This is a genomic window from Streptomyces sp. NPDC002276 (assembly GCF_053891435.1).
Genome location: NZ_JBSFCQ010000013.1, coordinates 163144 through 187599, shown reverse-complemented (window position 1 = coordinate 187599; position 24456 = coordinate 163144). Strand labels below are relative to the sequence as shown.

The 24456-nt window shown below is 70.7% G+C and carries 23 protein-coding genes; 11 read left to right on the top strand and 12 right to left on the bottom strand.

The window, feature by feature from the left end; genetic code table 11:
- The first annotated feature begins 34 nt into the window (after positions 1 to 34).
- On the top strand, positions 35 to 238 hold the full coding sequence (locus ACWIHT_RS30365; RefSeq protein WP_456171469.1) for an MbtH family protein: 204 nt from the start codon (positions 35 to 37) through the stop codon (positions 236 to 238).
- 58 nt (positions 239 to 296) lie between these two features.
- On the opposite strand, the gene ACWIHT_RS30360 is transcribed toward ACWIHT_RS30365, so the two are convergent.
- Genes ACWIHT_RS30360 through ACWIHT_RS30350 form a run of 3 tightly spaced genes read right to left on the bottom strand, consistent with a single transcriptional unit; the run spans position 297 to position 4883 of the window.
- Positions 297 to 1373: an iron-siderophore ABC transporter substrate-binding protein gene (locus ACWIHT_RS30360; protein WP_456171468.1), complete on the bottom strand. Its 1077-nt coding sequence runs from the start codon at positions 1371 to 1373 to the stop codon at positions 297 to 299.
- Positions 1374 to 1422: 49 nt separating this feature from the next.
- Positions 1423 to 3234 (bottom strand): ABC transporter ATP-binding protein, encoded by a 1812-nt coding sequence (locus tag ACWIHT_RS30355; RefSeq protein WP_456171467.1) that lies wholly within the window; start codon positions 3232 to 3234, stop codon positions 1423 to 1425.
- The gene (locus tag ACWIHT_RS30350; RefSeq protein ID WP_456171466.1) at positions 3231 to 4883 is read right to left on the bottom strand and encodes an ABC transporter ATP-binding protein; all 1653 of its coding nucleotides are present in this window, start codon (positions 4881 to 4883) and stop codon (positions 3231 to 3233) included. Before ACWIHT_RS30350 ends, ACWIHT_RS30355 begins: the two co-directional genes overlap by 4 nt.
- 276 nt (positions 4884 to 5159) lie before the next feature.
- On the opposite strand from ACWIHT_RS30350, the gene ACWIHT_RS30345 reads away from it, so the two are divergent.
- The gene (locus tag ACWIHT_RS30345) at positions 5160 to 5804 is read left to right on the top strand and encodes a DedA family protein (RefSeq protein ID WP_456171465.1); all 645 of its coding nucleotides are present in this window, start codon (positions 5160 to 5162) and stop codon (positions 5802 to 5804) included.
- 57 nt (positions 5805 to 5861) lie between these two features.
- On the opposite strand, the gene ACWIHT_RS30340 is transcribed toward ACWIHT_RS30345, so the two are convergent.
- The gene (locus ACWIHT_RS30340) at positions 5862 to 6389 is read right to left on the bottom strand and encodes a gamma carbonic anhydrase family protein (protein WP_456171464.1); all 528 of its coding nucleotides are present in this window, start codon (positions 6387 to 6389) and stop codon (positions 5862 to 5864) included.
- A 108-nt stretch (positions 6390 to 6497) separates the two neighbouring features.
- Here ACWIHT_RS30340 and ACWIHT_RS30335 point away from each other — a divergent pair, with 108 nt between their 5' ends.
- Entirely contained in the window at positions 6498 to 7295 is a 798-nt protein-coding gene (locus ACWIHT_RS30335; protein WP_307783061.1) for an acyltransferase, read from the top strand.
- Between the two features lie 7 nt (positions 7296 to 7302).
- Here ACWIHT_RS30335 and ACWIHT_RS30330 read toward each other — a convergent pair whose 3' ends face one another.
- On the bottom strand, positions 7303 to 8160 hold the full coding sequence (locus ACWIHT_RS30330) for an EamA family transporter (protein WP_456171463.1): 858 nt from the start codon (positions 8158 to 8160) through the stop codon (positions 7303 to 7305).
- A 106-nt stretch (positions 8161 to 8266) separates the two neighbouring features.
- Here ACWIHT_RS30330 and ACWIHT_RS30325 point away from each other — a divergent pair, with 106 nt between their 5' ends.
- Together ACWIHT_RS30325 and ACWIHT_RS30320 are read left to right on the top strand one after the other, a co-directional pair.
- On the top strand, positions 8267 to 8851 hold the full coding sequence (locus ACWIHT_RS30325) for a helix-turn-helix domain-containing protein (RefSeq protein ID WP_456171462.1): 585 nt from the start codon (positions 8267 to 8269) through the stop codon (positions 8849 to 8851).
- Between the two features lie 31 nt (positions 8852 to 8882).
- Entirely contained in the window at positions 8883 to 9440 is a 558-nt protein-coding gene (locus ACWIHT_RS30320) for a YbaK/EbsC family protein (protein WP_456171461.1), read from the top strand.
- Between the two features lie 2 nt (positions 9441 to 9442).
- On the opposite strand, the gene ACWIHT_RS30315 is transcribed toward ACWIHT_RS30320, so the two are convergent.
- Positions 9443 to 10477 carry a cation diffusion facilitator family transporter gene (locus tag ACWIHT_RS30315; RefSeq protein WP_456171460.1) on the bottom strand — a complete coding sequence of 345 codons (1035 nt, stop codon included), beginning with the start codon at positions 10475 to 10477 and terminating at the stop codon, positions 9443 to 9445.
- Between the two features lie 59 nt (positions 10478 to 10536).
- Between ACWIHT_RS30315 and ACWIHT_RS30310 the strand changes: the two genes are divergently transcribed.
- Positions 10537 to 10896, top strand: a complete 360-nt coding sequence (locus tag ACWIHT_RS30310) for an ArsR/SmtB family transcription factor (RefSeq protein ID WP_456171459.1) — start codon at positions 10537 to 10539, stop codon at positions 10894 to 10896.
- A 7-nt stretch (positions 10897 to 10903) separates the two neighbouring features.
- Here ACWIHT_RS30310 and ACWIHT_RS30305 read toward each other — a convergent pair whose 3' ends face one another.
- The 5 genes from ACWIHT_RS30305 to ACWIHT_RS30285 all read right to left on the bottom strand — a co-directional run bounded on the left by ACWIHT_RS30305 (position 10904) and on the right by ACWIHT_RS30285 (position 17498).
- Positions 10904 to 12124: a 4-hydroxybenzoate 3-monooxygenase gene (locus ACWIHT_RS30305; RefSeq protein WP_456171458.1), complete on the bottom strand. Its 1221-nt coding sequence runs from the start codon at positions 12122 to 12124 to the stop codon at positions 10904 to 10906.
- Between the two features lie 84 nt (positions 12125 to 12208).
- Entirely contained in the window at positions 12209 to 13846 is a 1638-nt protein-coding gene (locus ACWIHT_RS30300) for an APC family permease (RefSeq protein ID WP_456171457.1), read from the bottom strand.
- Between the two features lie 166 nt (positions 13847 to 14012).
- Positions 14013 to 14426, bottom strand: a complete 414-nt coding sequence (locus ACWIHT_RS30295; RefSeq protein WP_456171456.1) for a CoA-binding protein — start codon at positions 14424 to 14426, stop codon at positions 14013 to 14015.
- Between the two features lie 70 nt (positions 14427 to 14496).
- Complete coding sequence (locus ACWIHT_RS30290) at positions 14497 to 16365, bottom strand: alpha-1,3-galactosidase-related protein (RefSeq protein ID WP_456171455.1); 1869 nt, start codon at positions 16363 to 16365, stop codon at positions 14497 to 14499.
- A 137-nt stretch (positions 16366 to 16502) separates the two neighbouring features.
- Positions 16503 to 17498 (bottom strand): LacI family DNA-binding transcriptional regulator, encoded by a 996-nt coding sequence (locus ACWIHT_RS30285; protein ID WP_456171454.1) that lies wholly within the window; start codon positions 17496 to 17498, stop codon positions 16503 to 16505.
- Positions 17499 to 17691: 193 nt separating this feature from the next.
- Between ACWIHT_RS30285 and ACWIHT_RS30280 the strand changes: the two genes are divergently transcribed.
- Positions 17692 to 19650: a hypothetical protein gene (locus ACWIHT_RS30280; protein WP_456171453.1), complete on the top strand. Its 1959-nt coding sequence runs from the start codon at positions 17692 to 17694 to the stop codon at positions 19648 to 19650.
- 13 nt (positions 19651 to 19663) lie between these two features.
- On the opposite strand, the gene ACWIHT_RS30275 is transcribed toward ACWIHT_RS30280, so the two are convergent.
- Positions 19664 to 21709, bottom strand: a complete 2046-nt coding sequence (locus ACWIHT_RS30275) for an AfsR/SARP family transcriptional regulator (protein ID WP_456171559.1) — start codon at positions 21707 to 21709, stop codon at positions 19664 to 19666.
- A gap of 118 nt (positions 21710 to 21827) precedes the next feature.
- Between ACWIHT_RS30275 and ACWIHT_RS30270 the strand changes: the two genes are divergently transcribed.
- From ACWIHT_RS30270 to ACWIHT_RS30255, 4 genes are all read left to right on the top strand, one after another.
- The gene (locus ACWIHT_RS30270) at positions 21828 to 22706 is read left to right on the top strand and encodes an alpha/beta fold hydrolase (protein WP_456171452.1); all 879 of its coding nucleotides are present in this window, start codon (positions 21828 to 21830) and stop codon (positions 22704 to 22706) included.
- A 64-nt stretch (positions 22707 to 22770) separates the two neighbouring features.
- Positions 22771 to 23121, top strand: a complete 351-nt coding sequence (locus ACWIHT_RS30265; RefSeq protein WP_456171451.1) for a DUF190 domain-containing protein — start codon at positions 22771 to 22773, stop codon at positions 23119 to 23121.
- A 31-nt stretch (positions 23122 to 23152) separates the two neighbouring features.
- A complete protein-coding gene (locus ACWIHT_RS30260; protein ID WP_456171450.1) occupies positions 23153 to 23917 on the top strand; it encodes a hypothetical protein in 765 nt (254 codons plus the stop codon).
- Positions 23914 to 24456: a SixA phosphatase family protein gene (locus ACWIHT_RS30255; RefSeq protein ID WP_456171449.1), complete on the top strand. Its 543-nt coding sequence runs from the start codon at positions 23914 to 23916 to the stop codon at positions 24454 to 24456. Before ACWIHT_RS30260 ends, ACWIHT_RS30255 begins: the two co-directional genes overlap by 4 nt.

The following is a 24456-nucleotide window of genomic DNA, read 5'->3' as shown; positions in this document are numbered from 1 at the left end:
CACCAGAACGCACGAAAGGCAAGGAAGCCCTGACATGAGCAACCCGTTCGAGAACCCCGAAGGCGTCTACTCCGTCCTCGTCAACGACGAGGGCCAGTACAGCCTGTGGCCCGACTTCGTGGACGTACCGGCCGGCTGGACGGTCGCGCACGGGCCCGCCGCCCGGCAGGAGTGCCTGGACCACATCGAGACCAACTGGACGGACATGCGGCCCAAGAGCCTGGTCGACGGGGCCTGAGCACACGAAAGGGGGGCCGGTCCGAGTCGTGAACTCGGACCGGCCCCCTTCACTTGGGTCAGGATGCGGGCTGCTCCACCTTCGTCGACGTCTTGCCGTCCACCGCCGCCGCGAGCTGCGGCACCAGGCGGTCCAGGACGTAGGGGATGCTCAACACAGTAGACAGGGATACCGCGTTGCCGTAGTCACTGGTCTCCTTGATGAAGACCTCGCGGCCCTGCTTCACCACGTTCAGGTCGCCGTAGATCTTGTCGTCGTGCAGCTTGGTGACGGCCGTGGTGGTGTCCGGCACGATCCACACGGCGACCTTCTGGTCGAGCAGGTCGTAGCGCTCCTTGCTGATGTTGGCGCCGAACGTGTCCCCGATGACCTTGTCGAGGTCCTTCGGGAGCGAGAAGCCCAAGTCGGACAGGAGCCGGGAGCGCGGGTCCTGGCTGCCGTAGACGAAGACGCCCTCGTACGGGGTGGCCATGACGGCGGAGGCGCCGGCGAAGGCGGGGTTGGCCTTCTCGGCCGCGGTGAACTTGGCCTCGACGCCCGCCACCAGGGTCTTGGCCTCGTCGGCCTTGCCGAGCGCCTGGCCGATCTCCTCGGTCTGCTGCTGCCACGGCACGCCGTAGTCGTTGTAGGCCTTCGGCTGGGCGACGACCGGCGCGAACTGCGACAGGCTCTGGTACTGGGCCTTGGTCAGGCCCGAGTAGACGGCGAGGATCAGATCGGGCTTCAGGGCGGCGATCTTCTCCACCTGGGGGCCGGTGCCGGTGTCCTTGAGGACGGTCGGCGCGGGCGAACTCCCCAGCTTGTCCGTGGCCCACGGGCCGATGGCACCCTTGTAGCCGCCGAGCCACTCGGTCGTGCCGACCGGCACCTTGCCGAGGGCGAGGACGGCGTCCTGGTCGGTGAGACCGACGGTGACGATGCGCTTGGGCTCGGACTTGATCGTCGTACTGCCGAACTTGTGGGCGATCGTCACGGGGAACGCGTCGGCGGAGACCTTCGCCTCCGAACCCGCCGTCTCTGAAGAGGACGTGTCGGAACCGGAGTCGGAGGAACCGCAGCCCACCGCCGTGACGGCCAGCAGGAGTACGGAGGCGAGCAGGCCGGACAGCCGGGAGGCTCTGGTGGCGCGGGGCATCGGATGATCCTTCTGTTCGTCGCGATGGGTACGGCGGGGGGTGACGGGTTCAGGGGGTGCCGGAGGAACGGCTGTCGGACCAGGCCTGCCAGAGAGCGGCGTACTGGCCCTGGGCGGCGAGGAGTTCGTCGTGCGTGCCGTTCTCCACGACCCGGCCGTCGCTGAGGACGACCACCCGGTCCGCGGAGGCGGCCTGGCTCAGCCGGTGCGCCACGACGAGTGCGGTACGGCCGCGCAGGGCCTGTTCGGCGGCCTCGTCGAGCTGGCGGGCGCCCGAACTGCCCGCCTCCGCCGTGGCCTCGTCGAGCACTACGACCGGCGGGTCGGCCAACAGCAGCCGGGCCAGGGCGAGTTGCTGGGCGCGGTCGGCGGTCAGCCGGTGACCGCCGTCGCCCACGACCGTGTCCAGGCCCTCCGGCAGCGCCTCGGCCCAGCCGAGCGCGCCCACCGTGTCGAGCGCCTCCCGCAGTTCCTCGATGTGCGCGTCGGGGCGGGCCAGCCGCAGATCGTCGACGAGCGGCCCGGCGAAGACGTGGACCTCCTGCGTGACGAGCCCGACCAACTGCCCTGCCTCGTCCGGCTCTTCGCCGCCGACGTCGATCCGGCCCGCCTGCGGGCGGTGCAGCCCCGCGACCAGCTTGGCGAGCGTCGTCTTGCCCGCACCGGTCGTCCCGACCAGCGCGACCCGCTCCTTGGGCCGGATCTCCAGGTCGACGTCGTGCAGCACCGGGCGGCCCGGCACGTAGGAGTGCGAGACACCGGTCAGCGTCACGGACGGGGGTCCGGCCGCGGTCGTACGGTCGTCCGCGTGTCCGGCGACCACCGGCGCGGGCTCGTCCACGACACCAACGAGCCGGGCCAGTCCGGCAGTTGCCGACTGGGCGTCGTCCAGCAGCACCAGCGCGGTGTTGACCGGACCGAAGAGACTGTGGAAGTAGAGCGCGGCCGCGGTGGCCGTACCGACCGAGGCGGAACCGTCGCGCACCAGCAGGAACCCGGTGACCAGGACGGCGGACAGCCCCAGATACTCGGCGATGTGCAGCCGACTGTAGAAGCGCAGCATCAGCCGCACCCCGCTCATCGTCAACTCCACGGCCGCGCGCGAGCGTTCGGTGACCTGCCGGGTGTGCCCCTTCTGTAGCCGGTACGCCCGTACGGTCCGCGCCCCGCCGATGGTGTCCAGCAACTGCTGCTGCTGGGTGCCGGTCGCGATGCGCTCCTTGGCGTACAGGGGAACGGCGTTGCGCACATACCAGCGGGCGGTGTGCGCCTGCACGGGCACGGCGATCAGCGCGGCGAGCAGGAACCGCCAGTCGAGCAGGGCGAGCGCGCCCAACGTCAGAACGATCGACAGCGCGGACCGCGCCAGTTCGGGCAGCGCGCCGCGCACCGCGTCCGCGACCCGTGAAACGTCCCGCGTCACACGGGAGTTGAGGTCGCCGGAGCCGGCCTTCTCGATCCGGTCCAGGGGCAGCGACAGGGCCCGCTCGACGAACAGTTCGCGTAGCCGCGCGAGCGCGGTCTCACCGAGCCGGGACACCAGCGACATGCCCAGCGCGGTCGTCACGCCCTGGACCACGGCGACCCCGGCCAGCGCGACCACGGGCAGTGTGAGCGCGTCGGGGGAGCGGCGCTCGGTGACCACGTCGACGATATGGCCCAGCAGCGGCTGGGTGAGCAGCCCGACGGCCGTGGCGACCACCATCAGCCCGAACCCGGCGAAGGCCAACCCCCGCTGCGGACGCAGCAGTTCACGGACCGCGGCACGGGTACGGGCGGGCGTGGCGGTGGGGAGCAGCGCACGGTCGGAGTCCGTCCGTAGGGCTTCGGAGTCTGTCCGTATGTCGTCCGTCGTCGTCATGCCAGCACCGCCGTCCGGTAGGTCGCGTCGGTCCGCACCAGCTCCGCGTGGGTGCCCTCGGCGCCGACGCGTCCGGCGTCGAGGAGGATCACGTGGTCGGTGACGGCGAGAAGTGCCGGGCTGTTGGTCACGACGATCGTGGTGCGGCCCTGCCGGAACTCGCGCAGCCCCTCCGCGATCCGTGCCTCGGTCACCGTGTCGACGGCGGTCGTCGGATCGTGCACGACCAGGACGGACGGCCCGGCCCGCAACGCCCGTGCCAGCAGCACGCGTTGACGCTGCCCGCCCGACAGCGACCGGCCGCCCTCGCCGACACCGGTGGCGGTCCCGTACGGCAGGGACTCGGCGACCTCGTCGGCACGGGCGGCGGCCATGGCCTGCTCGGTACGGAGGTCGGCCGCCGCGCTCGCGGACTCCTCCTCCGGAGTCACGTTGGCCGCCAACGAGCCCTCGAACAGGGCCGCGTCATGGGCGGCGACCAGCACCGCCGCCCGAAGTCCCGTCGGATCCAGCCGAGTCAGCGGCACACCGTCCAGCTCCACCGAGCCCGACTCGGGGTCGGTCTCCCGGCCCAGACAGCGCAACAGCGCCTCGGCTCCGGCCGGATCCGTCACCGCGATGCCGGTCAACCGCCCCGCGCGCAGGTCGAGATCGACACCGTCGAGGCCGCCGAGTCGTACGCCCCGCAGCCGCAGTTCGCCGCGCACGGGTTCGGTGACCGGGTCGTCGCCGTCCACGACGGCGTGCCCGGTGGCGAGCACCTCCGCGACCCGGGCGGCCGAGGCCCGGCCCTGCGCCAGCTCGGCGTTGACCCACGCGAACGTCTCCAACGGCCCCAGCAGGAACAGCGCGAGCCCCACCGCCGACACCAACTGCCCCAACGTGAGAGACCCGTTGAGGGCGAGCCGCCCGCCCACCAGGGCGATCAGCGCGATGAACCCACCGGTGAGCGCGAGCACGAGCCCGGTCTGCCAGGACTCGGCACGCGCCGAACGCAGCGTGGCGGCAAGGGAGATACGACTGGTCCGCCGATACCGCTCGACGGCGGCCCGCTGCGCGCCGAGACCCTTCAACACCCGCAGCCCGGCCACCAGGTCGGCGGCCACGCCCGAGGCATGGGCGGCCCGGTCCTGCTCGGCCTCGCTGCGCCGCTCCAGCGGCTTGGACAGCAGATGCCCCAGCCACAGCAGAACAGGCGTGCCCAGCAGCACGATCAGCCCGAGCGTCACCGAGATCAGCAGCAGCGCGACGGCACTCACCGCGACTCCCGCGACGGCCCAAATCCCGCTCATCAGCGCCATGTTGACCGCGCCGACCCGCTTGGCGTCCTCGGTGGCGACATTGGCCAGCTCACCGGGCAGCCGCCCGTCCTCGGCACCGCCGCGCGCATCGAGCACCCGGCCCACGATCGCCAACCGCAGTGTGTGCGCGGCCTCTTCGGCCCCGCGCTCACCGGCCTTGGCGCCGAGCCGGAAACTCCACGACAGCGTCACGTACATGAAGGCCAGCACGCCGAGCCAGAGCGCGAGCCGCCCCGCGTTCTGACCGGCGACGGCCTGATCGATGACGACGCCGATGAGCACCGGCACCAGGGCTTCCCCCAGTTGGTGCACGCATCCGAGCGCCGAGCCGAGAGCGACGCGCCGCATCTGTCCCTTGACCGAGCGCGTCAGGACATCCCGCCCAGACAGTTCCCCTGCTCCCACCAGCCACCCTCCGGAAACCGGCCAACTTAGGCAAGGCTACCTTAAGTGAATTGAGGGGAGTGGGAGCCCTTTCTGCCCGCTCAGTAGGTAACGGAGCGGTTCCGATGCGCTCGATCGGCGGGGCGTCGGCCCGTGACGGCGAGCGGTACCCTTCCCGGAGTGCGCCCTTTTGCGCGGCGCGCGCAGGCAAGGCGGTACGCGAACTCGGGAGGACCGGCGTTGCACGTCCAGGAATGGCTCGACACGGTTCCCCCAGTGGCCGTCTACGCCTTGGTGGCGCTGGTCATCGGGGTGGAGAGCCTGGGCATCCCGCTGCCGGGCGAGATCGTCCTGGTCTCGGCGGCGCTGCTCTCCTCCCAGCACTCCGGCATCAACCCGGTCATCCTCGGCGCCTGCGCCAGCCTCGGCGCGGTGATCGGCGACTCCATCGGCTACGCGATCGGCCGCAAGGGCGGACGCCCGCTGCTCGCCTGGCTCGCCGACAAGTTCCCCAGACACTTCAGCGAGGGCCATGTGGCCACCGCGGAGCGGTCGTTCGAGAAGTGGGGCATGTGGGCCGTCTTCTTCGGTCGCTTCATCGCCCTGCTCCGCATCTTCGCCGGGCCGCTCGCGGGCGTACTGCACATGCCCTACTGGAAGTTCCTGATCGCCAACCTCCTCGGCGGAATCATCTGGGCAGGCGGCACCACGGCAGTCGTCTACTACGTGGGCATCGTCGCCGAGGACTGGCTGAAGCGCTTCTCGTACTTCGGCCTGGCAGCGGCGGTACTGGTGGGCCTGGCCTCGATGTTGATGGTGAGGCGCAAGGCGCAGAAGATGAACGCGGCGAAAAAGGAACCCGAGCCAGTCAACGCCGCCGAGTAAACAGGGGCGCGGGGAACTGCGCGACCAGCCACAAACGACCCGCACCCGCCAGCCGGTCTACTGATGCACTTCGCGATGCGCCTTGGCCAACTCCGCATACATGGTCCCGTTGAGGGTCAACCCCTCACGTTCCTCACTGGTGAGCTCGCGCCGTACCTTCGCCGGCACCCCCGCGACCAGTGACCCCGTCGGCACAACCATCCCCTGCGGCACCAACGCCTGCGCGGCAACGAGCGAACCCGCCCCGATCACCGCCCCGTTGAGCACCGTAGCCCCCATCCCGATCAAGCAATCGTCCTCAACGGTCGCCCCGTGCACAACGGCGTTGTGCCCCACGGACACCCGCTCCCCGACGGTCACGGGAAACCCGGGATCGGCGTGCAGCGTGCAGTTGTCCTGGATATTGCTGCTCGCCCCGATGACGATCCGCTCGACGTCACCGCGCAACACGGCCCCGTACCAGACACTCGCCCCCGCAGACAGCGTCACGGCCCCGATCAGGGACGCCGTAGGAGCCACGAACGCCGACTCATCGACCTCCGGCTCCCTGCCACCAATACCTACGATCAACGCCCTGTGCGTCATAAGACCCTCCCAACCGTCGGAGACACCCGCACGGTACGTCATCGGGTAGGGCGAAGATCACAGCGGCCGGACCTCATGGGTGCGGCTCACGCTGAGTACCGTGAGCGGGTGCCCAAGCGCAAGAACACGTTCTCAGAATGGCGCCGCCACCTCGCGCAACGCGCTGTCCACGCGGGCTGGGCCTGGGTGCAGCGCACGGGCTCTGTGACCGCCGCACACCCGGGACGGTTCCGCTTCGGCGCGATGGGAACAGGTACCAGACTCGCCTTCCCGCTGGGCACGGTCTTCGGCGAACCCTGGATCCATCTCGGCGCCCACTGCATCGTCGGCGAACAAGTCACCCTCACCGCGGGCCTGATGCCCGACCTCGACCTCGGCCCCGACCCGATCCTGCGCCTCGGCGACGGCGTCGTCCTCGGCCGCGGCAGCCATGTCATCGCCGACACGACGGTCACCATCGGCAGTGACTGCTACTTCGGGCCGTACGTCTACGTCACCTCCACGAACCATTCCTACGACGACCCGCACGAGCCCATCGGCAAGCAGTGGCCGCGCATGGAGCCCGTCGAGATCGGCCCGGGCTGCTGGATCGGCACCGGCGCGGTGATCCTGCCGGGCGCGCGGATCGGCCGGAACGTGGTGGTGGCGGCCGGTGCGGTGGTCCGGGGCACCGTGCCCGACCATGCCGTGGTGGCGGGCGCGCCCGCACGCGTCGTACGACGGTGGACTCCGGCGGAGGGCTGGCAGCCGCCGCTGCGGACGCCCGCGCCGGTGCCGATCCCCGAGGGCGTCACCCCGGACCAGCTGAACGCGCTCGCGGGCCTGGACGAGGAGACCGCGGCGCGGCTCGCCGAACTCGACGACGACACGATCGCGCGGCTGGCGGAACTGGACGCCGAAGCCTGAGCGGCGCTCACCCCGTGGCCAGCAACAACGTCCCCACCAGCGCGAGCCCAGCCCCCGCCGCCTGAACCGCCCGCAGTCGCTCGCTCAGGAAGCCGCGCGCGGCCAGCGACGTGACAACCGGATAGAGCGAGGCGAGGACAGCCGCCACGGTGATCGGCCCGTGCTGCGCGGCGATCGAGTACGTCCCGTTGGCCGCGACATCGGCGAGCCCCACGAAGCCCAGCGCCGACAGCGAGGCCCAGCGGAAGCCGCCCTCCGGGAGCGCGGTCCCGCCCCGCCGCACGGAGACGCAGAGCGCGGCCCCGCCCGTGGCCACACTCGTCACCCGCTGCACGAACAGCGAGAGGAAGAGGCCGGTGACGTTGGTGGACGCCTCCGCGATCAGCGCGAACACCGTGCCGAAACCGAGCGCGGCGATCAGCGTCAGCAGGATGGTCCGCCGCTGCACGGGCGCGCCCCGCAACTGCGGGCCGCCCGCCAGGACGACTCCGGTGACCGCGACCGCGATCCCCGCCAGCTGCGTCAGCCCGGGCCGCTCCCCGAGGAACAGCCCGAGACCGACCGGCACGGCCACGCTCAGCGTGCCGAGCGGTGAGACGACGCCCATCGGGCCCAGCGCGAGCGCCTTGTAGAAGGAGAGGAGCGCGATCGGTCCCACCAGCCCCGCCGCGAACGCGAACCACAGGCGCGGCCCGGCCTCGCTCCAGCCCCCGGTGGCGACCACGACCGCCCCGAGCACGACCGCCGCGATCCCCTGTGACACGACGACGACCGTCAGCGCCGGGGACCTTCGAGTGAGCAGACCTCCGCCGAAGTCGGCCAGTCCCCACAGGAGGCTGGTGGCCAGGGCGAAGAATGCTGTCACGGGGTGCCTCGCAGTACAGTTCGGTGAACGATCGGGTGCACCACATCGTAGTTCAGTGAAGTGAACCCTGTCATCCATAATATTGAACTGAAGGTATGGACGGAACGTGTCGGACCTCGACCTGCTGAACCAGTCCCTGGCGCGCAACGTCAAGCACTGGCGCTCGGTGCGCGGCTTCACCCTGGACGTACTGGCCGCGCGGGCCGCCGTCAGCCGGGGCATGCTCATCCAGATCGAGCAGGCCCGCACCAATCCCAGCATCGGTACGGTCGTCAAGATCGGTGACGCCCTCGGGGTCAGCATCACCACCCTGCTCGACTACGAACAGGGCCCGAAGGTCCGCATCGTCCCCGCCGACCGGGCCGTCCGGCTGTGGCACACCGAGGCCGGCAGCTACAACCGCCTCCTCGCCGGCACCGAGGCGCCCGGACCGCTGGAGATGTGGGACTGGCGGCTGATGCCGGGGGAGAGCAGCCCCTCCGAGCCCCACCCCACCGGCACCGTCGAACTCGTCCATGTCACCACCGGCGAACTGACCCTCACCGTGGACGGCGAGGACCACCTCGTCCCGGCCGGCGCGAGCGCCACCTTCGAGGCCAACACCCCGCACACATACGGGAATCGGGGCGCTGTACCGATGGAGATGGTGATGGCGGTGTCCGTCCCGCCGGTCCACCGCGACACCCCGTGAACGGCCGCCGTACGACTGTTAACGTGCCGTCATGCACGCACCCATCGGACACTTCGACCACGCCACTCCCGCCCCCGACTGCCTCGACGAACTGATCCGCCCGGTCGCCGAGGCCGTGCGCGGCTGGCCCAGCACCGTCCCCGCCGACCAGATCGTCTACGTCGACACCGACCCGGAGTGGGCCGACACCGCCGCCTTCGTCGAGCGCTACGGCCGGGAGCTGCTGGAGCGGTCCGCGAACTGCGTGGTCGTGGCCGGGAAGCGCGGCGGCGAGACCACGCTCGCCGCCTGCGTGATCCTGTCCACCACCCGCGCCGACGTCAACGGCCTGGTCCGCCGCCAACTCGGCGCCCGCAAGGTCTCGTTCGCGTCGATGGACACGGCTACCGGCGAGAGCGGCATGGAGTACGGCGGCATCACCCCCATCGGACTCCCCGCCGACTGGCCGGTGTTGGTGGACTCGGCCGTGGTCGACCTGCCCTACGTCCTGGTCGGCAGCGGACGCCGGCGCGGCAAACTCCTCGTCCCCGGCAAGGCGTTCGCGGAACTTCCGGGCGCTGTCGTACTCGAAGGTCTCGGGGTCGCCTGACCTCAGGCCATGCTGTGGTGGTGGGCCAACTCCCCGTGCGGATCCGGCTCGCCCGGCACCGGCGCCGGATCGGCGTGCACCAGGGCCGCGGTGAGCCGCGGTACCGCGTGCAGCAGCGCGTGTTCCGCCGCCACGGCGACCGCGTGGGCCTGCCGTACCGTCGCCTCCCCGTCCACCACGACCGACACCTCGGCGCGCAGTCGGTGCCCGATCCAGCGCAGCCGCAACTCGCCCACTCCGCGCACCCCTTGGACCTCCCGCACGGCGTGCTCGGCCCGGTCCACGAGTTCGGGATCGACGGCGTCCATCACGCGCCGGAACACCTCGCGCGCCGCGTCCCGCAGCACCAGCGCGATGGCGGCGGTGATCGCCAACCCCACGAGGGGATCGGCGAGTTGCCACCCCAGCGCCGAACCGGCGGCGCCGATCAGCACGGCCAGCGAGGTGAACCCGTCGGTACGGGCGTGCAGTCCGTCGGCGACCAGCGCGGCCGAGCCGATCTCCCGCCCGACCCGGATCCGGTACCTGGCCACCCACTCGTTGCCGACGAAACCGGCCAGCGCGGCCCCCGCGACCGCCATGACATGCGTGACGGGCCGCGGATCGAGCAGTCGGTCCACCGCCGCCCAGGCCGCGAAGGCCGCGGACGCGGCGATCGTCAGCACGATCGCGATACCGGCCAGATCCTCGGCCCGGCCGTAGCCGTAGGTGAAGCGCCGGGTCGCCGCGCGGCGGCCGAGCACGAACGCGATGCCCAGCGGTACGGCGGTCAGCGCGTCCGCCGCGTTGTGCACCGTGTCGCCGAGCAGCGCGACCGACCCGGACATCACGACCACGACCGCCTGCGCCAGCGCCGTCGCGCCGAGCACCGCGAGCGACACCCACAGGGCGCGCATACCGCGGGCCGAGGACTCCAGGGCGGAGTCGAGCTTGTCGGCGGTCTCGTGGGAGTGGGGAGTGAAGAGGTGTCGGACGCCCTTGGGGGAGTGGTGGTGATGGTGCTCGTGATCATGGGTGTGGTGGTGCTGGTCGCTCACGTGCGTCCCCTTCCGGTGCGCGGGTGGACGTACGGCGCCCACGGGACCATTATGTGCGTATGAGCGCACGCATGCACCTATCACCTGCGCACGATGCGCATCCGCGTACCCCGGGCGAGGAACAGTTCGCCCTGGCCGCCGAACTCCTCGCCCTCCTCGGTGACCGCACCCGGCTGACCCTCCTCCACGCCCTGACGGCGGGTGAGTCCGACGTCACCACGCTCACGGAGGCGTGCGACGCGGCCCGCCCTGCCGTCAGCCAGCACCTGGCGCGGCTGCGTCTCGCGGGCCTGGTGACCACGCGCAAGGAGGGCCGCCGGGTCATCTACGCACTGAGCGACGGTCATCTACGACGGCTCGTCGACGAGGCGTTGAACGTGGCGGACCACCGGCTGAGCGACCGCCCGCCGCACGACTGACGCTCCGTCAGCCGGCCGGGTCCTTGCCGAGGTACGACTCCGCGAACGCGAGCCCCGCGGAAGGGGATTGGAAGACCCGGCGCAGTCGGGCGAGGGTCGTGCCCGCGAGATACGGGTCGCCGGACGAGGCGCCGTGGTAGACCTCGGAGAGCCACCGGGAGAACTCCTGGTACTCCCAGACCCGGCCCAGACAGGCCTCGGAGTAGTCGCCCAGCCCCGCCGATTCGCCCCTCGTGAGGTGCGCGACGAGCGCGTCACCGAGCAGGAACGCGTCGTGCAGGGCGAGGTTCATTCCCTTCGCGGCGATGGGCGCGGTGAGGTGGGCCGCGTCGCCCGCGAGGTAGAGCCGGCCGAACACCATGGGTTCGACAACGTAGTTGTGCATGTCGAGCACGCGCTTCTCGATCAACCGGCCCTCGGTCAGCGGCGGGGCGCCGGTCGCGGCGAGCCGGTGCTGCAACTCCGACCAGACGCGGTCGTCCGGCCAGTCGGCGGGGTCGTCGCCGGGCGGGCATTCGAGGTAGTAGCGGGTGACTTCGGGGCTGCGTGCCATGTGCCCGGCGAAGCCGCGCGGATGGACCCCGAACAGGACGCAGTCCGAGGACGGCGGTGCCTCGGCGAGCAGCGCGAGCCAGCCGATGCCGTAGTCGTGCCGCGCGGTGCGGGCCCGCTCCGGGGGTATCGCGGCCCGGCTCACCCCGCGCGCACCGTCGCAGCCCGCGACGAAGTCCCCGTGCACGAGCTGCCGTTGACCGGTTTCGTCGGTGTACGACACCGTCGGGCGGTCGGTGTCCAGGTCGTGCAGTTCGACGTCCCGCACACCGAAGCGGATCTCGCCGCCGCGCACGTCCGCGTACTCCCGCACCAGGTCCGTCACCAGCAACGGCTGTGGATAGACGTAGTGGTGATGCCCCGTCAACTCCGTGTAGGAGAACCGATGTCGCTGCCCGCCGAAGCGGAACTCGCACTGGGTGTGCCTCTGTGCCCGTTCCAACAGGTTCTGGGCGAGGCCGCGTTGCTCAAGGCCGCGGACGGCCCACTCTTCGATGACCCCGGCCCGGGGGCGCTGTTCGATGAACTCCCTGGTCTCGGTCTCCAGGACCAGACAGTCGACTCCCGCCGCGCGCAGGATGTTGCCGACGGTGAGCCCGGCGGGGCCGGCGCCCACGACGACGACCGGAAAGCGGGGAATGGACGGTGAGTTGGTGTGGGGGGACGCGAAAGTCACCGGTCCAGTATGACGGTGTTCCGACAACCGAGAACCGGCCGCCTGGACGGCGGCCGGTTCGGAACGTGCGTGAGGAGGGTCGGATCAGTGCGCGGGCGCGTCCGTGATCACGACCTCGTCGATGCTGCGCTCGATGTCCTCGACCGTGGACGAAGTCGCCTTGGCCCAGTAGTAGATGCCGAGGGAGAAGGCGGCGATGAGCAGGATGTCCCACCACAGCGGGATGTTGCCCTGGCCGCCGAAGCCGCCCTGCCAGGAGACCAGGCCCATGCCCAGCAGATAGACCGGCAGCCACTGCGCGGCCTTGAAGTCCAGTCGGGGCGCGTCCGGCAGGTTGTTGCTGTGGGCGTAGTAGGCGTAGCCGCCGAGCAGGAGGTAGCCGAGCAGGATCGCCAGGCCGAGCCGCCACAGGGTGTCCCAACCCGCCCAGTAGATGATCAAGTTGGCGACCACGAACGACAGCGGGGAGATCACCTTGCCCGCCGGCAGCCGGTACGGGCGTTCCAGGCGCGGCAGTTTGTCGGCGAAGACGCCGTAGGCCAGCGGAGCGCCCGCGTACATCAGCACGCTCGCCGAGGTGATGAAGCTGACCAGCTTGTGCCAGCTGGGGAACGGCAGGAAGCAGATCACGCCGGTCACGAACGACATGATGAGGCCGAACCACGGCACACCGCGCGCGTCGGTCTTCGCGAAGAGCTTGGGGGCGTAGCCGTTCTTCGCCAGGCCGTAGGAGACGCGTGAGGTGGCCGTGGTGTAGATCAGGCCGGTGCCGCCGGGGGAGATGATCGCGTCCAGGTAGAGGATCCAGGCCAGCCAGCCGAGGCCGATCAGAGTCGTCAGACCGGCCCACGGGCCGCTGTCGCCCTTGAACGCGAGGTGGCCCCAGCCGTTGGCGAAGGTGCTGTGCGGCAGTGCGGCGATGAACACCACCTGGAGCAGGACGTAGATGACGGCGCCGATCGCGACCGAGCCGAGCGTGGCGCGCGGCAGGTCGCGCTTCGGGTTGCGGCTCTCGCCCGCCAGTTGGATGGCCTGCTCGAAGCCGAGCAGCGCGAAGATGATGCCGCTGGTGCTGATCGCGGTGAGCACGCCCTTGGCGCCGAAGGGCGCGAAGCCCTCCGAGTGGAAGTTGGCGGGGTGGAAGTTGCTCGCGGCCACGATGAAGATCGCGCCCAGCGGAACGGCGATCTTCCACCAGGTCGCGGCGCTGTTGGTGTGCGCGAGCACCCGTACGCCGAAGAAGTTCACGGCGACGAAGACCGCCATGAGCACGATCGCCACCAGCAGACCGCTGGTCGTCAGGGTCTTGTCGGAGTGCTGGAAGTGCTTCGCCCACGACCAGTGACCGGCGTAACCGATCATGGCCTCGACCTCGATCGGCGCCACGGTCGCGGCCTGGAGCCAGGAGAACCAGCCGAACGACATGCCCGCGAGGCCGCCGAACGCGTAGTGCGGGTAGCGGGCCGTACCGCCCGCGACCGGGAACATGCCGCCGAGTTCGGCGTGCACCAGCGCGAGCAGCACGATCGCGACCGCGCCGATCACCCACGAGATGATCGCCGAGGGTCCGGCCTGGATGACCGCGTCGTGCGCGCCGTACAGCCAGCCGGAGCCGATGATCGAGCCGACTGACGCCCATGTCAGCCCGATCAGGCCGACGTCCCTCCGCAGACCGCTCGGATCCCTGGTGGCCTCCGGAACGGACTGGTCAACGCTCACCATGTCAAGAGGCCTCTCGAAGTCAGCACGCATGCTTAACGGACGGGAGGCCTCAGGCTAGGAATGAATGAATTCTTGCAGAAGTCCGTTGCCTGAAATTTTGCTTGTCTTCGAAGTCTTCTTTGACATGCACACAGGCTTCTTACGGTCTCTTCTTACTGTCTCCGCCTCAACCGTGGCCGAGCCTAGGGATCTCGATCGCGGGGCAGCGGTCCATCACCATCTCCAGGCCCGCTGCCCGGGTCCGCTCATAGGCGGCCTCGTCGATCACGCCGAGCTGGAACCAGACCGCCTTCGCGCCCTTGGCGACCGCCTCGTCCGCGACCGCCCCGGCGAGATCGCTGTTGACGAACACGTCGACGACGTCGACCTCGAAGGGGATGTCAGCGAGCGAGGCGTACCCCTGCTCGCCGTGCACCGTCTCCGCCTTGGGGTGGACCGGGACGACGCGCTTGCCGAAGCGCCGCAGCACCTCCGCGACGCCGTACGCGGCGCGGGACCGGTTCGAGGACAGGCCCACGACCGCCCAGGTGTCACCGGACTCGGTGAGGATCTCGCGGACCGTTGCTGAGTCGCCGTACACGCTCGGCCTCCTTGGTGTGCGTGCGGAGTCTGACGCGTGGCACAACGGCGCACGGCGGGCGGGGATTCCCTCAGTCCGAGACCACCGAGGTGTTGAGGCCCTTGTCGTAGTGGTTGTGGGCGATCTTGATGCCCGTACTGCCGTGGAAGACGAAGAGCGGGGAGGTGTACGGCGGCTCGTCCGGTGCGGCCAGGCGGCGGACCGTGTTGCCGGTGAAGGCGAAGCCGCCGACGCTCTTGGCGTTGACGACCGTCACGTCACCGATGTCGAAGGAGTTGCCCTCGACCGCGATGTCGTGGTGCACCGGGTTCGCCGGGTCGACGACCTGGTTGGTGGGTTCCACGAAGATGACGGGACCGGTGGGGCGGGTGAAGGAGTTGTCGCGGATCGTCAGGTGGGCCACCGGGCCGGACTCAAACCACTGGTAGGCGTCGGCGGAGACGTAGATGCTCGCCATGGACATCGCGTCGAAGTGGTTGCCGCTGATCAGGACGGGCTTGCGGGTGGTGACCAGGATGCCGCGCGTCGGCACGTCGCGGAACGTGTTGCCGGAGATGACGACCGACGGGGTGGCCGTGATGTTCTCGACGACCGTGCCGCCGATCTGCACCCCGGCGGGCACCGGCCGGTCGAAGGTGACGTTCATCGTCGTGAGCGGCTTGTCGTGGTCCATGCCGCTCGGGCCGTCCACGGCCGTGACCTTCGCGTGCGGGTCCGCCACCGGGGTCATCGTGCGCTGGGTGGTGAACTCGACCTCGTCACCCGGGGCGAACTGCGGGAACCCGGCGGTCTGCGGGTGTTCGTAGGCGAGGGTGAGGGTGTTCGGACCCGGCTGTCCGACCACTTCGAGGTAGGTGCCGTGGATGTTGATCGGGTCGTCCTGCGGGCCGTCGAAGAGGCTCCGGGTGATGGAGACCCTGCCCTTGACGCCGGACATCTGCACGAAGTCCGCGAAGGAGGCCGTGGAGCGGCCGGACTGGGGATCGGGCGCGAAGTTCACCTTGTCGATGGTGATGTTCTCGCTGAACTGGCCCACCACACCGAAGGATTGGAGGTAGTAGGCGTTCATCGAGCGCATCGTGACGTTCTTGGACTGCCAGATGAAGGCGCCCGGTTCGGTCCGCTCGATCAGGCGCATCTGGTAGACGAGACCGGCGTCCGACGGCTGTGCCGCGGTCGTGTAGTCGATGCGGATCCTGCGGTTGCCGAGGTCGGTGACCTTGGAGACGTCGTTGAAGAGGGGGTTGTCCCCGCGCCAGGTCTTCTGCGCCTTGGGGTCGTGGATCTGGGTGTACTGGAGTCCGTCCTCGCCCTGCCAGTACGGCTGTCCGGTGGCCGGGCTCTTCTCGCCGAGCCAGGTGATGTGCGTGCCGTTCACCTGGTACGGGCTGCCTGCCGGGATCGACAGCACGCGGTAGGCGTGCCCGTCGCTGACACCGGCGTTCGCGACGGTCGCGTCGATGACCTCGGGGGCCGCGTAGTCGAACGAGAAGTTCTGGAACGTCACATCGGTCGAGCGGATCGACGCGAACGCCGTCTGTAGACCGTGGTAGACGAGCTTCGCGCCACCGCCGTCGACGGTGACGTCGTGCATGTCCTCGATCAGTAGCCCGATCTTCTTGTCCCGGTAACGCTGGTCGGCGCCAACGGTGTTGGAGACATACAGCTCACGCGTCTCGGCCCGCTCGGGGTAGAGCTGATAGGTCCCCCTGGAGAAGACGATCCTGACCGGCCGCCCGTGATCGACCTTCTTCGCGTGCCGCAGCGCCGCGACGACGGCGGGCGTGGAGTCCGTCCGGCCCGTCGGGTCGGCGCCGTACGCGTCGACCCGCACCACCGCCGGCGCGGGCGTCGCTCCCGACGCCGCGGCGACGGGACCTCCGCCGCCGAAGAGCAGCGCGAGCGCCACCCCAAGAAACACGAACCGAGATCGAGACATAGCCCCTCCGGAGCATTCATGAGTCATCAAACACCCGATGAATAAACGGAGTTGCGGCCGGTTCGCTCCGGTCGAACTCCGACTGGAGTGTCTATAGATCCGACCTCTAGGTCAATGGTCCGGACGAGCAAGGGAGTTCACGCCTTGGGCGCCGCCGTGCTCGCGCGGATCACCAGCTCGGGGTCGAAGAGCAGCTCGCCGACGGGGACATCACGGTTGCCGACCAGGGCGAGGACGCTGCGGCCCGCCTCCGAGGCCAGCCGGTCGGCAGGTTGCCGGACCGTGGTGAGCGGCGGGTCGACGAAGTCCATGATCATGGAGCCGTCGTAGCCCACGACCGACACATCGCCCGGGACGTCGTACCCCTGCCGGCGCGCGCCGCGGATCGCGCCCAGCGCCATGTAGTCGCTGGCGGCGACGATCGCCGTCGCGCCGCGGCCGAGCAGCGAGATCGCGGCGGACTGACCGCCCTCCACGGTGTACGACTGCCGGACCACCCACTGCTCCGCGTCCTCGACCCCGCGCTTGGCGAGCGAGGCGACGAAGCCGCTGACCCGCCGGTCGGCCGGACGGTTGCCAACTGGCCCCGACGCCATGCCGATCCGACGGTGGCCGAGTCGGTGGAGGTGGTCCACGGCGAGTTCGGCCGCGAGCAGATCGTCGGTGGAGAAGACGGGTGCCTCGCTCACGCCCTCGAACCGGCCGTTGATCCCCACGAACGGGATCCTGCGGGAGGTGAGGAGTTCGTACGCCTGCGGATCCGCGCCCTCGATCGTGTTGCTGGCCGAGAGGAAGACCACGGCGGCCACACCCCGGTCCGCGAGGGAGGTCACGAAGTCCAACTCCTGGACCCCGCCCGGGAAACACGGGCACAGCACCGTCTTCAGACCGTGCGGGGCGAGCACCGACTCGATGCGCTCGGCGACATCGGCGAAGAACGGGTTGGAGACCAACTCCGTGACGACCGCGACGAGTTGCCCCCGCGTCTGCCGCTCGTAGCCGAGGTCGGCCATCGCCTGCTCGACGGCTTCGCGGGTCCTGCGGGACACGCCCTGGCGCCGGTTGATGACCCGGCTGACCGTGGCCTCGCTCACCTGCGCCCGGTCCGCGACCTCGGTGATGCCGACCTTCATACGGTTCCCTCCGCCCCGACTTGCAACAGTCCGATGAAAACTTTCAGTCCGACCTCCCGCGCAACATAGCAGCGAAACTGCATGTCTTCCATGTTTCTTGCGCATGACCATTGAATCGCCACTTCGGCCCCTGCTAGCTTTCCGGCCACCACGCGGCGCCCATCCCGCAGTGACCGAAGACCCGGGAGACCCGATGAAGCCCTCAAGGCTCATGCTGCTCACCGCTGTTGCCCTGCTCGCACCGATGGCTCCCGCTCTGTCGGCCACCGCCTCCGCCGCACCCCGCCCCCAACTCGCCATCCCCGACCCCGGGTTCGAGAACGGCGGCGTGGGCTGGACCTTCACCTCGGGCGCCGGAGTCGGTACCGGCAACCGGCACGGCGGCCAGCGCTTCCTCTACCTCGACTCCGGAGCCGGAAAGAGCGGGGAGACGACCATCGTCGCGCCCCGCGACGGCAGTTACGACTTCTCCGCCTGGATCGGCAGCGCCGGTACCGGCGGCACGTACACGGTCCGGCGCAACGGCGTGACCGTGGGGACCATCACCCTGCCGCAGCACCCCGGATATGCCCGCTACACCATCAGCGACGTCAAGCTGAGGACCGGCGACCGGCTGGAGATCGAATTCGGCTCCGGCACCTCCTGGGTCAACGCCGACGATCTGATGATCTCGCCCGCCGCGCCCGCCGACCCCAAGGTCACCTCGTCCGACCCCTCGGTGGTCGAGATGTTCGCCTGGGCGCAGAAGAAGGCCAACAGCTGGGTCCAACTGCCCGGCACGGTGGGCCCGGTCAACGTCGACGAGTACCAGACCGGCGGCACCGGAACCGCGACCTACGAGCCCACCTACTGGGCCGGATACGCCAACCGCAGCGCCTACTACTCCCGCGACATGACCCACCAGCTCGCCGGCGCCCACCTCATCGGCCTCGACACCGAGAACGAGACCATGCTCCGCTCGTACGCGGCGTCGGCCACCGCCGAGAGCAAGTACTTCCCGGTCTGGTCCCTCAACTTCGACGCCAAGACCTACCTCAGCATCGACTACAAGAGCCCGGACAACTTCGTCCGCGAGGTGCCGGCCACCTTCGAACTCGTCGAGAAGGCCGCCCAGGCCTACCTCTGGACCGGTGACCGCAGATACGTCGACGACCCGGTGCTGTGGAACTTCTACCGGCACGCCACCGAGCAGTTCATCGACCTGCACAACTCCGCCAAGGACAACGGCAAGGTCAAGGTCGCCGAGGGCACCGGACAGGGCATCTTCGCGGGTGCCGCCAGCTACAACGAACAGGACGGCGACGACCTCGCCGAGGCCGGCGACACCATCGCCACCGAGTACCAGGCCTACCTGGCGATGGCCGTGCTCGCCCGCGGCAAGGGCGACACCAAGCTGGCGAAGACCTACGACAAGAAGGCCGCCGACCTGAAGACGTACTTCAACGACACCTGGAGCGGCACCGGCAGCGGCGCCGACATGGTCCGCGCCTACACCGTCTCCGGCACCCCGGTCACCGGCTGGGGCAAGGAGAACAGCGTCTTCATGCCGATGAAGCAGATCATCGACCCCGGCCCGCGCAACGACGCCTACCTCGACTACATCCAGCAGCAGGAACTGGGACCGCAGGGCTCACCCAACATCGAGTCCACGACCTACCTGCCCGACATGTTCTTCAAGAACAACCGCCCCGACACCGCCTGGCAGTGGATGCGGAAGATCTACGGCGAGCGGGAGACCCAGCACATCAACTCCAGCCAGGGCCCGAACGGCGACTACCCCGAGGTGTCGTTCACCCTGGTCAGCCAGACCATCCAGGGCCTGATGGGCATCACACCGGACGCACCGGACCGCAAGGTGACCACCCAGTCGCAGCTGCCGACCGGCATGAAGTGGCTCCAGGCGGCGGACGTCCCCATCGGCACGGGTACGGTCACCGTGCGGCACGACGGCGCCACGAAGACCACGCTGACGAACAACTCCCGCAAGGGCTCCTACAGTTGGGAGGCCCGTTTCGTCGGCGTCCACAAGAAGATCAAGGTCAACGGCGTCCAGCAGCACGTGCGCGTGAAGACGGTCCACGGCGTGACCTACACCTACGCGACACCGACGGTCCGGGCCGGGGCCACGACGGTGGTCCAGGTCGGCGACTGACGCGAACTCCCGCTCACCGAGGGCCCCGTAGCGCTGCGGCGAGATCGTCGAGACATCGCGCGACGGGGCCCAGCGTGAGCAGGCCACTTCCCGCCCCGGCCAACTCGGCTGCGGCGGGCGCCAGTTCGGCCTGTGCGCGCTTCATCGTCTCCCGGTCGCCCACGGCGAGCGCCGCCCGCGCGGCCAGGCACCACAGCGCCTCGAACAGCAGGTCACGCGGCGGCTCCGGAAGCGAACGCAGCGCGGTCCTGGCGTCGTCGGGCCGTCCCTGGGCCAGCGACACGAGCGGCCGGGCCCACGGTGCGTACGGCCCCCAGTCGATGTGCTCGTCGGTCTGGGCGGGCCGCCCGAGCCGCACCCGCAGACACAGCAGGGCCAGCGGCAGCAGCCCGTGTTCCAGCCCCGGCATACCGGCTCCGACCAGCCGCAGCGCCGCGTCCCGGTAGGCCGCCGCCACGTCCTCCGGCCGCGCACTGCCGCTCTCGGCGAGCCGCACCACCCGATACCACTGGGTGAACACGCCCACCAGCGGCAGTTCATGACGCTCCGCCAGTTCCTCGGCGGCTGCCGCGTGCAGGTCCGCTCCGCCGAAGTCGGCGAGGGCGCTACGAGCCTGGAGCCGTACGAGATGGCCGAGCACTTCGTGGGTGACGAGGCCGTGCCGGGCGGAGAGGTCGACCAACTCGGCCCCGATCCCGTCCCGTTGCGGCGCGAGACCGGTGCGGTGGAAGGTCTGCATGAACACCCCGTTGAGGGCGAAGGCCAGGAGCGCGGGGTCGTTGAGCCGACGGGCGATGCCCTCCGCCTGGCGGGCGGCCTGGGGCCCCCGCGCGGAACGGGAACCCCGTGACTCCAGAGCGACCGTGGCCAACAGCCGCGCCCGCACCGCGAGATGAGCGTCCGGCGGGAGTTCGGCAAGGGTGCGCTCGGCGGCGGCCACGGTCTCCGCCGCCAACCGGGGGTCGTCGACCCGGGTCCAGATCGCCGGGACGTCGTAGGCGCCGATCACCCGGGCGGTCAGCTCCGGATCGCCCAGCTCGGCCGCCGCCGCGATCGCCGCGAGCCGATGCCCGCGAGCCGCCTCCAGCCCACCGCCACCGGTCACCGCGAGATCCCGCAGCAACCCCACCGTCGACTCCAGCCGCACCCGGGCACCGACTGCCACGGTCCGGTCGTAGGCGGCGGTGGCGGCTGCCCATACCCGCTCCGCGGGGCCGCTGCCCGCCGGCGACCGGCCTTGTTCGTGTGGGCTGCTGATCACCTGCGCCTGTTCCTGCGAATTGCCAGGCCCGATGCCGAGGTGCGGAGCATGCGTGAGGATGTCCGACTCCAGGTGGCGCAGGGCCGGGCCCGGGTCCGCGCCGAGTTGTTCCACGAGGAGGGTGCGGGCCCGGCGCAGTACGGCGAGGGCGTCGCCCTGGCGGCCGGTGCGGTACAGGGACAGTGCCAGCAGTCGCCAGGCGTTCTCGCGCCACGGGTGTTCGGCCGCGTGCGCGTCCAGGTCCGGCACCGCCTCCGCGGCCCGGCCCAGGGCGAGTTGGGTCTCGGCCCGGCGTTCGACGGCGTGCAGGCGTAGCTCGGCGAGGCGTGAGCGCTCCGCGCGGGCCCAGGTCTCGGCGCCGAAGTCGGCGTAGGCCGGGCCCCGCCACCAGCCGAGCGCCTCCTCCAGGTGGGCCAGCGCCCGTTCCTCCGGCAGCGCCCCGGCGGCGGTCACCGCACGCTCGAAGCGCCACGCGTCCACGGCATCCGGCGCGGCCCGCAGCGCGTACCCCGGCCCCTCGGTGACCAGCAGCCGGGCCGGAGCGCGCGGCGGACGCTCCGGTTCCAGGGACCGGCGCAGCGCGGCGACGAAGGTGCGCACCGCGCCCACCGCGTCGGCGGGCGGCTCCTCCCGGCCCGCCCACAGGTCCTCGGCCAGCCGCCCGACCGGGACGACCCGGCGCCGGGCCACGAGCAGCCGCGCCAGCACCGCCCGGTGTCGCGGCCCCCTCAGCGCGATCACGTCCCCGGCACCGTCCCAGGCCGTCACCGGCCCCAGGACCCCGAACGCGGCCTCCATCACCGACCACCCTTTCCGGGGCATCGCCCCAGGTCACGGTAGCGCGCTCACCCATTGCTCATCGGCGCGCGGCAGGGTCGAAGGCACCACTGGCACACGCACGAAAGCGGAGCGCACCATGCCACCGACCATCCCCGGCTTCACCTACCACCGCGTTCCCGTCGCCGACGGGGTGTCCCTGAACGCGGCCGTGTCCGGTTCGGGCAGTCCGGTCGTGCTGCTGCACGGCTTCCCGCAGACCCACCTCATGTGGCGCCACGTCGCCGCCGACCTCGCTGCCGACCACACCGTCATCTGCCCCGACCTGCGCGGCTACGGCGCGAGCGACAAGCCCGCCGAGACCGACGGCACCGGCTACGCCAAGCGCACCATGGCCCACGACATCGTGGCCCTCGCCCGCGCCCTGGGCCACGACCGCTTCGCACTCGCCGGACACGACCGCGGCGCCCTCGTCGCCTTCCGCGCCGGACTCGACCACCCGGACACCGTCACCCACCTCGCCTGTCTCGACGTACTCCCCACCCTCGACATGTGGGACGTGCTGCACGGAGTCACCGCCGCCGTCGGCTTCCACCTCTACCTGATGGCCCAACCCCCGGGCCTGCCCGAGGAGTTGATCGCCGCCGCGCCCGACGCGTTCTTCGGCCACTTCCTCGACCTCTGGACCGACGACCCACAGGCGATCCCCGCCGACGTCCGCGCCGCCTACCTGGACGCCTGCCGCGCCGCGGTCCCGTCGATCGTCGCCGACTACCGCGCCTCCGCCGGCGTCGACCTCGCCCACGACCAGGCCGACCGGGACGCCGGAAACCAACTGCGGATGCCGGTCGCCGTGCTCCAGCAGGACTGGGGCGCCGCCCTCGGCTTCGACGCGGCGGCCCTGTGGCGCGCCTGGGCACCGGACCTACGGCACTCCACCGTGACCTGCGGCCACTTCATGGCGGAGGAGGCACCCGCCGACGTGGCCAAGGCACTCCGGGACTTGCTCGCCCGCTGACCGCGTTCCCCCCTGCCGACCCGCGCAGTACCGTCGGGACAGTCCCCACGGCAGGGGGTGCCCGATGCCCGCGCCCGACCCGCTCGCCGCCCGCCTCACCATCCATCTCGACGCGGCCGCGCTCTGGCACCACAGACCCGCCTACGCCGAACTCGTCCATCGCGCCCACCGCGAGGGCCTCGCCGGAGCGAGCGTCTTCCACGGCGTCGCAGGGTTCGGCGCGGGCGACCCCAAGGCCCGGCACCCCGGCAAGGTCCGGCACCTCCGCGATCACGGGCCCTGCCTGGTGATCATCGTGGACGACGAGCGACGGCTGCGTTCGTTTCTGCCGTGCGTGGCCGACGTGTTGGGCGAGACCGCGGCCGTCGCGACCCTGGACCAGGTACGGATCCATGTGCCGGACAGCCTCGCGTGAACCTCGCCACTCCGGCCTGAACAGAGCGAACATGCGTGCGTACGGCCCTCCGCCCGCCTACGCTCGGGCCGTGCTGCGCATCATCGACGCCCGAACCGGCGACTCCACCGAAGCCGCCCCCGCCCGCCGTGGCCTGACCAGGGTCGAGGCGCATGCGTCGGGCCTCGATCCCACGGCACTACGTGTCCTCCTCGTCGCCGACCTCCTCGTGCGCGCCCTCGAACTCGGCGGCACACCCGTGTGGGCCCTGCTCACCGGCGACCACGAGCAGGCCGAGCTCCGTGCCGCCGCAGGGGCGTTGGGCATCCGCCCGTTCGAGGACGGCGGAGACCTGGGCTCCGGACTCGGCGAGGCCCAGGTCCTCCACGTGGCCGCCGGGAGCGAGACGACACCCGGGGGAGTCCTGGTCGCCGTAGCGCCCGTCGAGTCCGCTACGACCGCTGCCCCTGACCTCTCCGACCCGGGGGCGCTCCGCCTCGCCCTGCTCTCGCAGGCGCGGGACCTGCCGGGACGGCTCGACGCGGCGGCCCTCGACGAGGCTCGGCGGACCCTGGCGCACTGGCGCGGGTCGGTCGCCGACTGGGCGCGGCGGCCCTCGCGGCCGGTGCCCGACGAGGTGCGCGTCGAGTTGCGGAGCGCCTGGGAGAACGACCTGAACGTGCCTGCCGTGCTGGAGGTGCTGCGGCGCGTGGAGACCTGGCCCGACCTGCCGGACGGTGCCCGCTTCGAGACGTACGCCTACGCCGACCGGCTGCTCGGGCTCGAACTCACCCGTGACATCGGGTCGTTGGCGTGAACGCCCGCTCCGGGGCCCGCCCGCTGCGCCGACTCGTGGTGCTGCGGCACGCCAAGTCGGCCTGGCCCGCGGGCGTTCCCGACCAGCTGCGGCCGCTCGCCCCGCGCGGTCTCCGTGACGCCCCGGCCGCCGGGATCGCGCTCGCCGAGGCGGACGCCCTGCCGGATCTCGCGCTGTGCTCCACGGCCGTACGGGCGCGCCAGACCTGGGAGTTGGCCTCCGCCGAGTGGGGCACCCCGCCGCCGGTGCGGTACGAACCGCGGCTCTACGCGGCCGACGTGATGGACCTGCTCGACGCCGTTCACCAAGTGCCGCACGAGGTCGAGACGTTGCTCGTCGTCGGCCACAACCCCGGTCTGGAGGAGCTGGTCCTCGAACTCGCCGGTGACGGTCTCGACGACGCGCTCGACGAGGTCCGGGTGAAGTTCCCGACCTCGGCGATCGCGGTCCTGGCCTGGCACGGCAGCACCTGGCAGGACCTCGCCCCTGGCACGGCCCTGCTGACGGGCCTGACCGTGCCGAGGGGCAGGAAGAAGTAG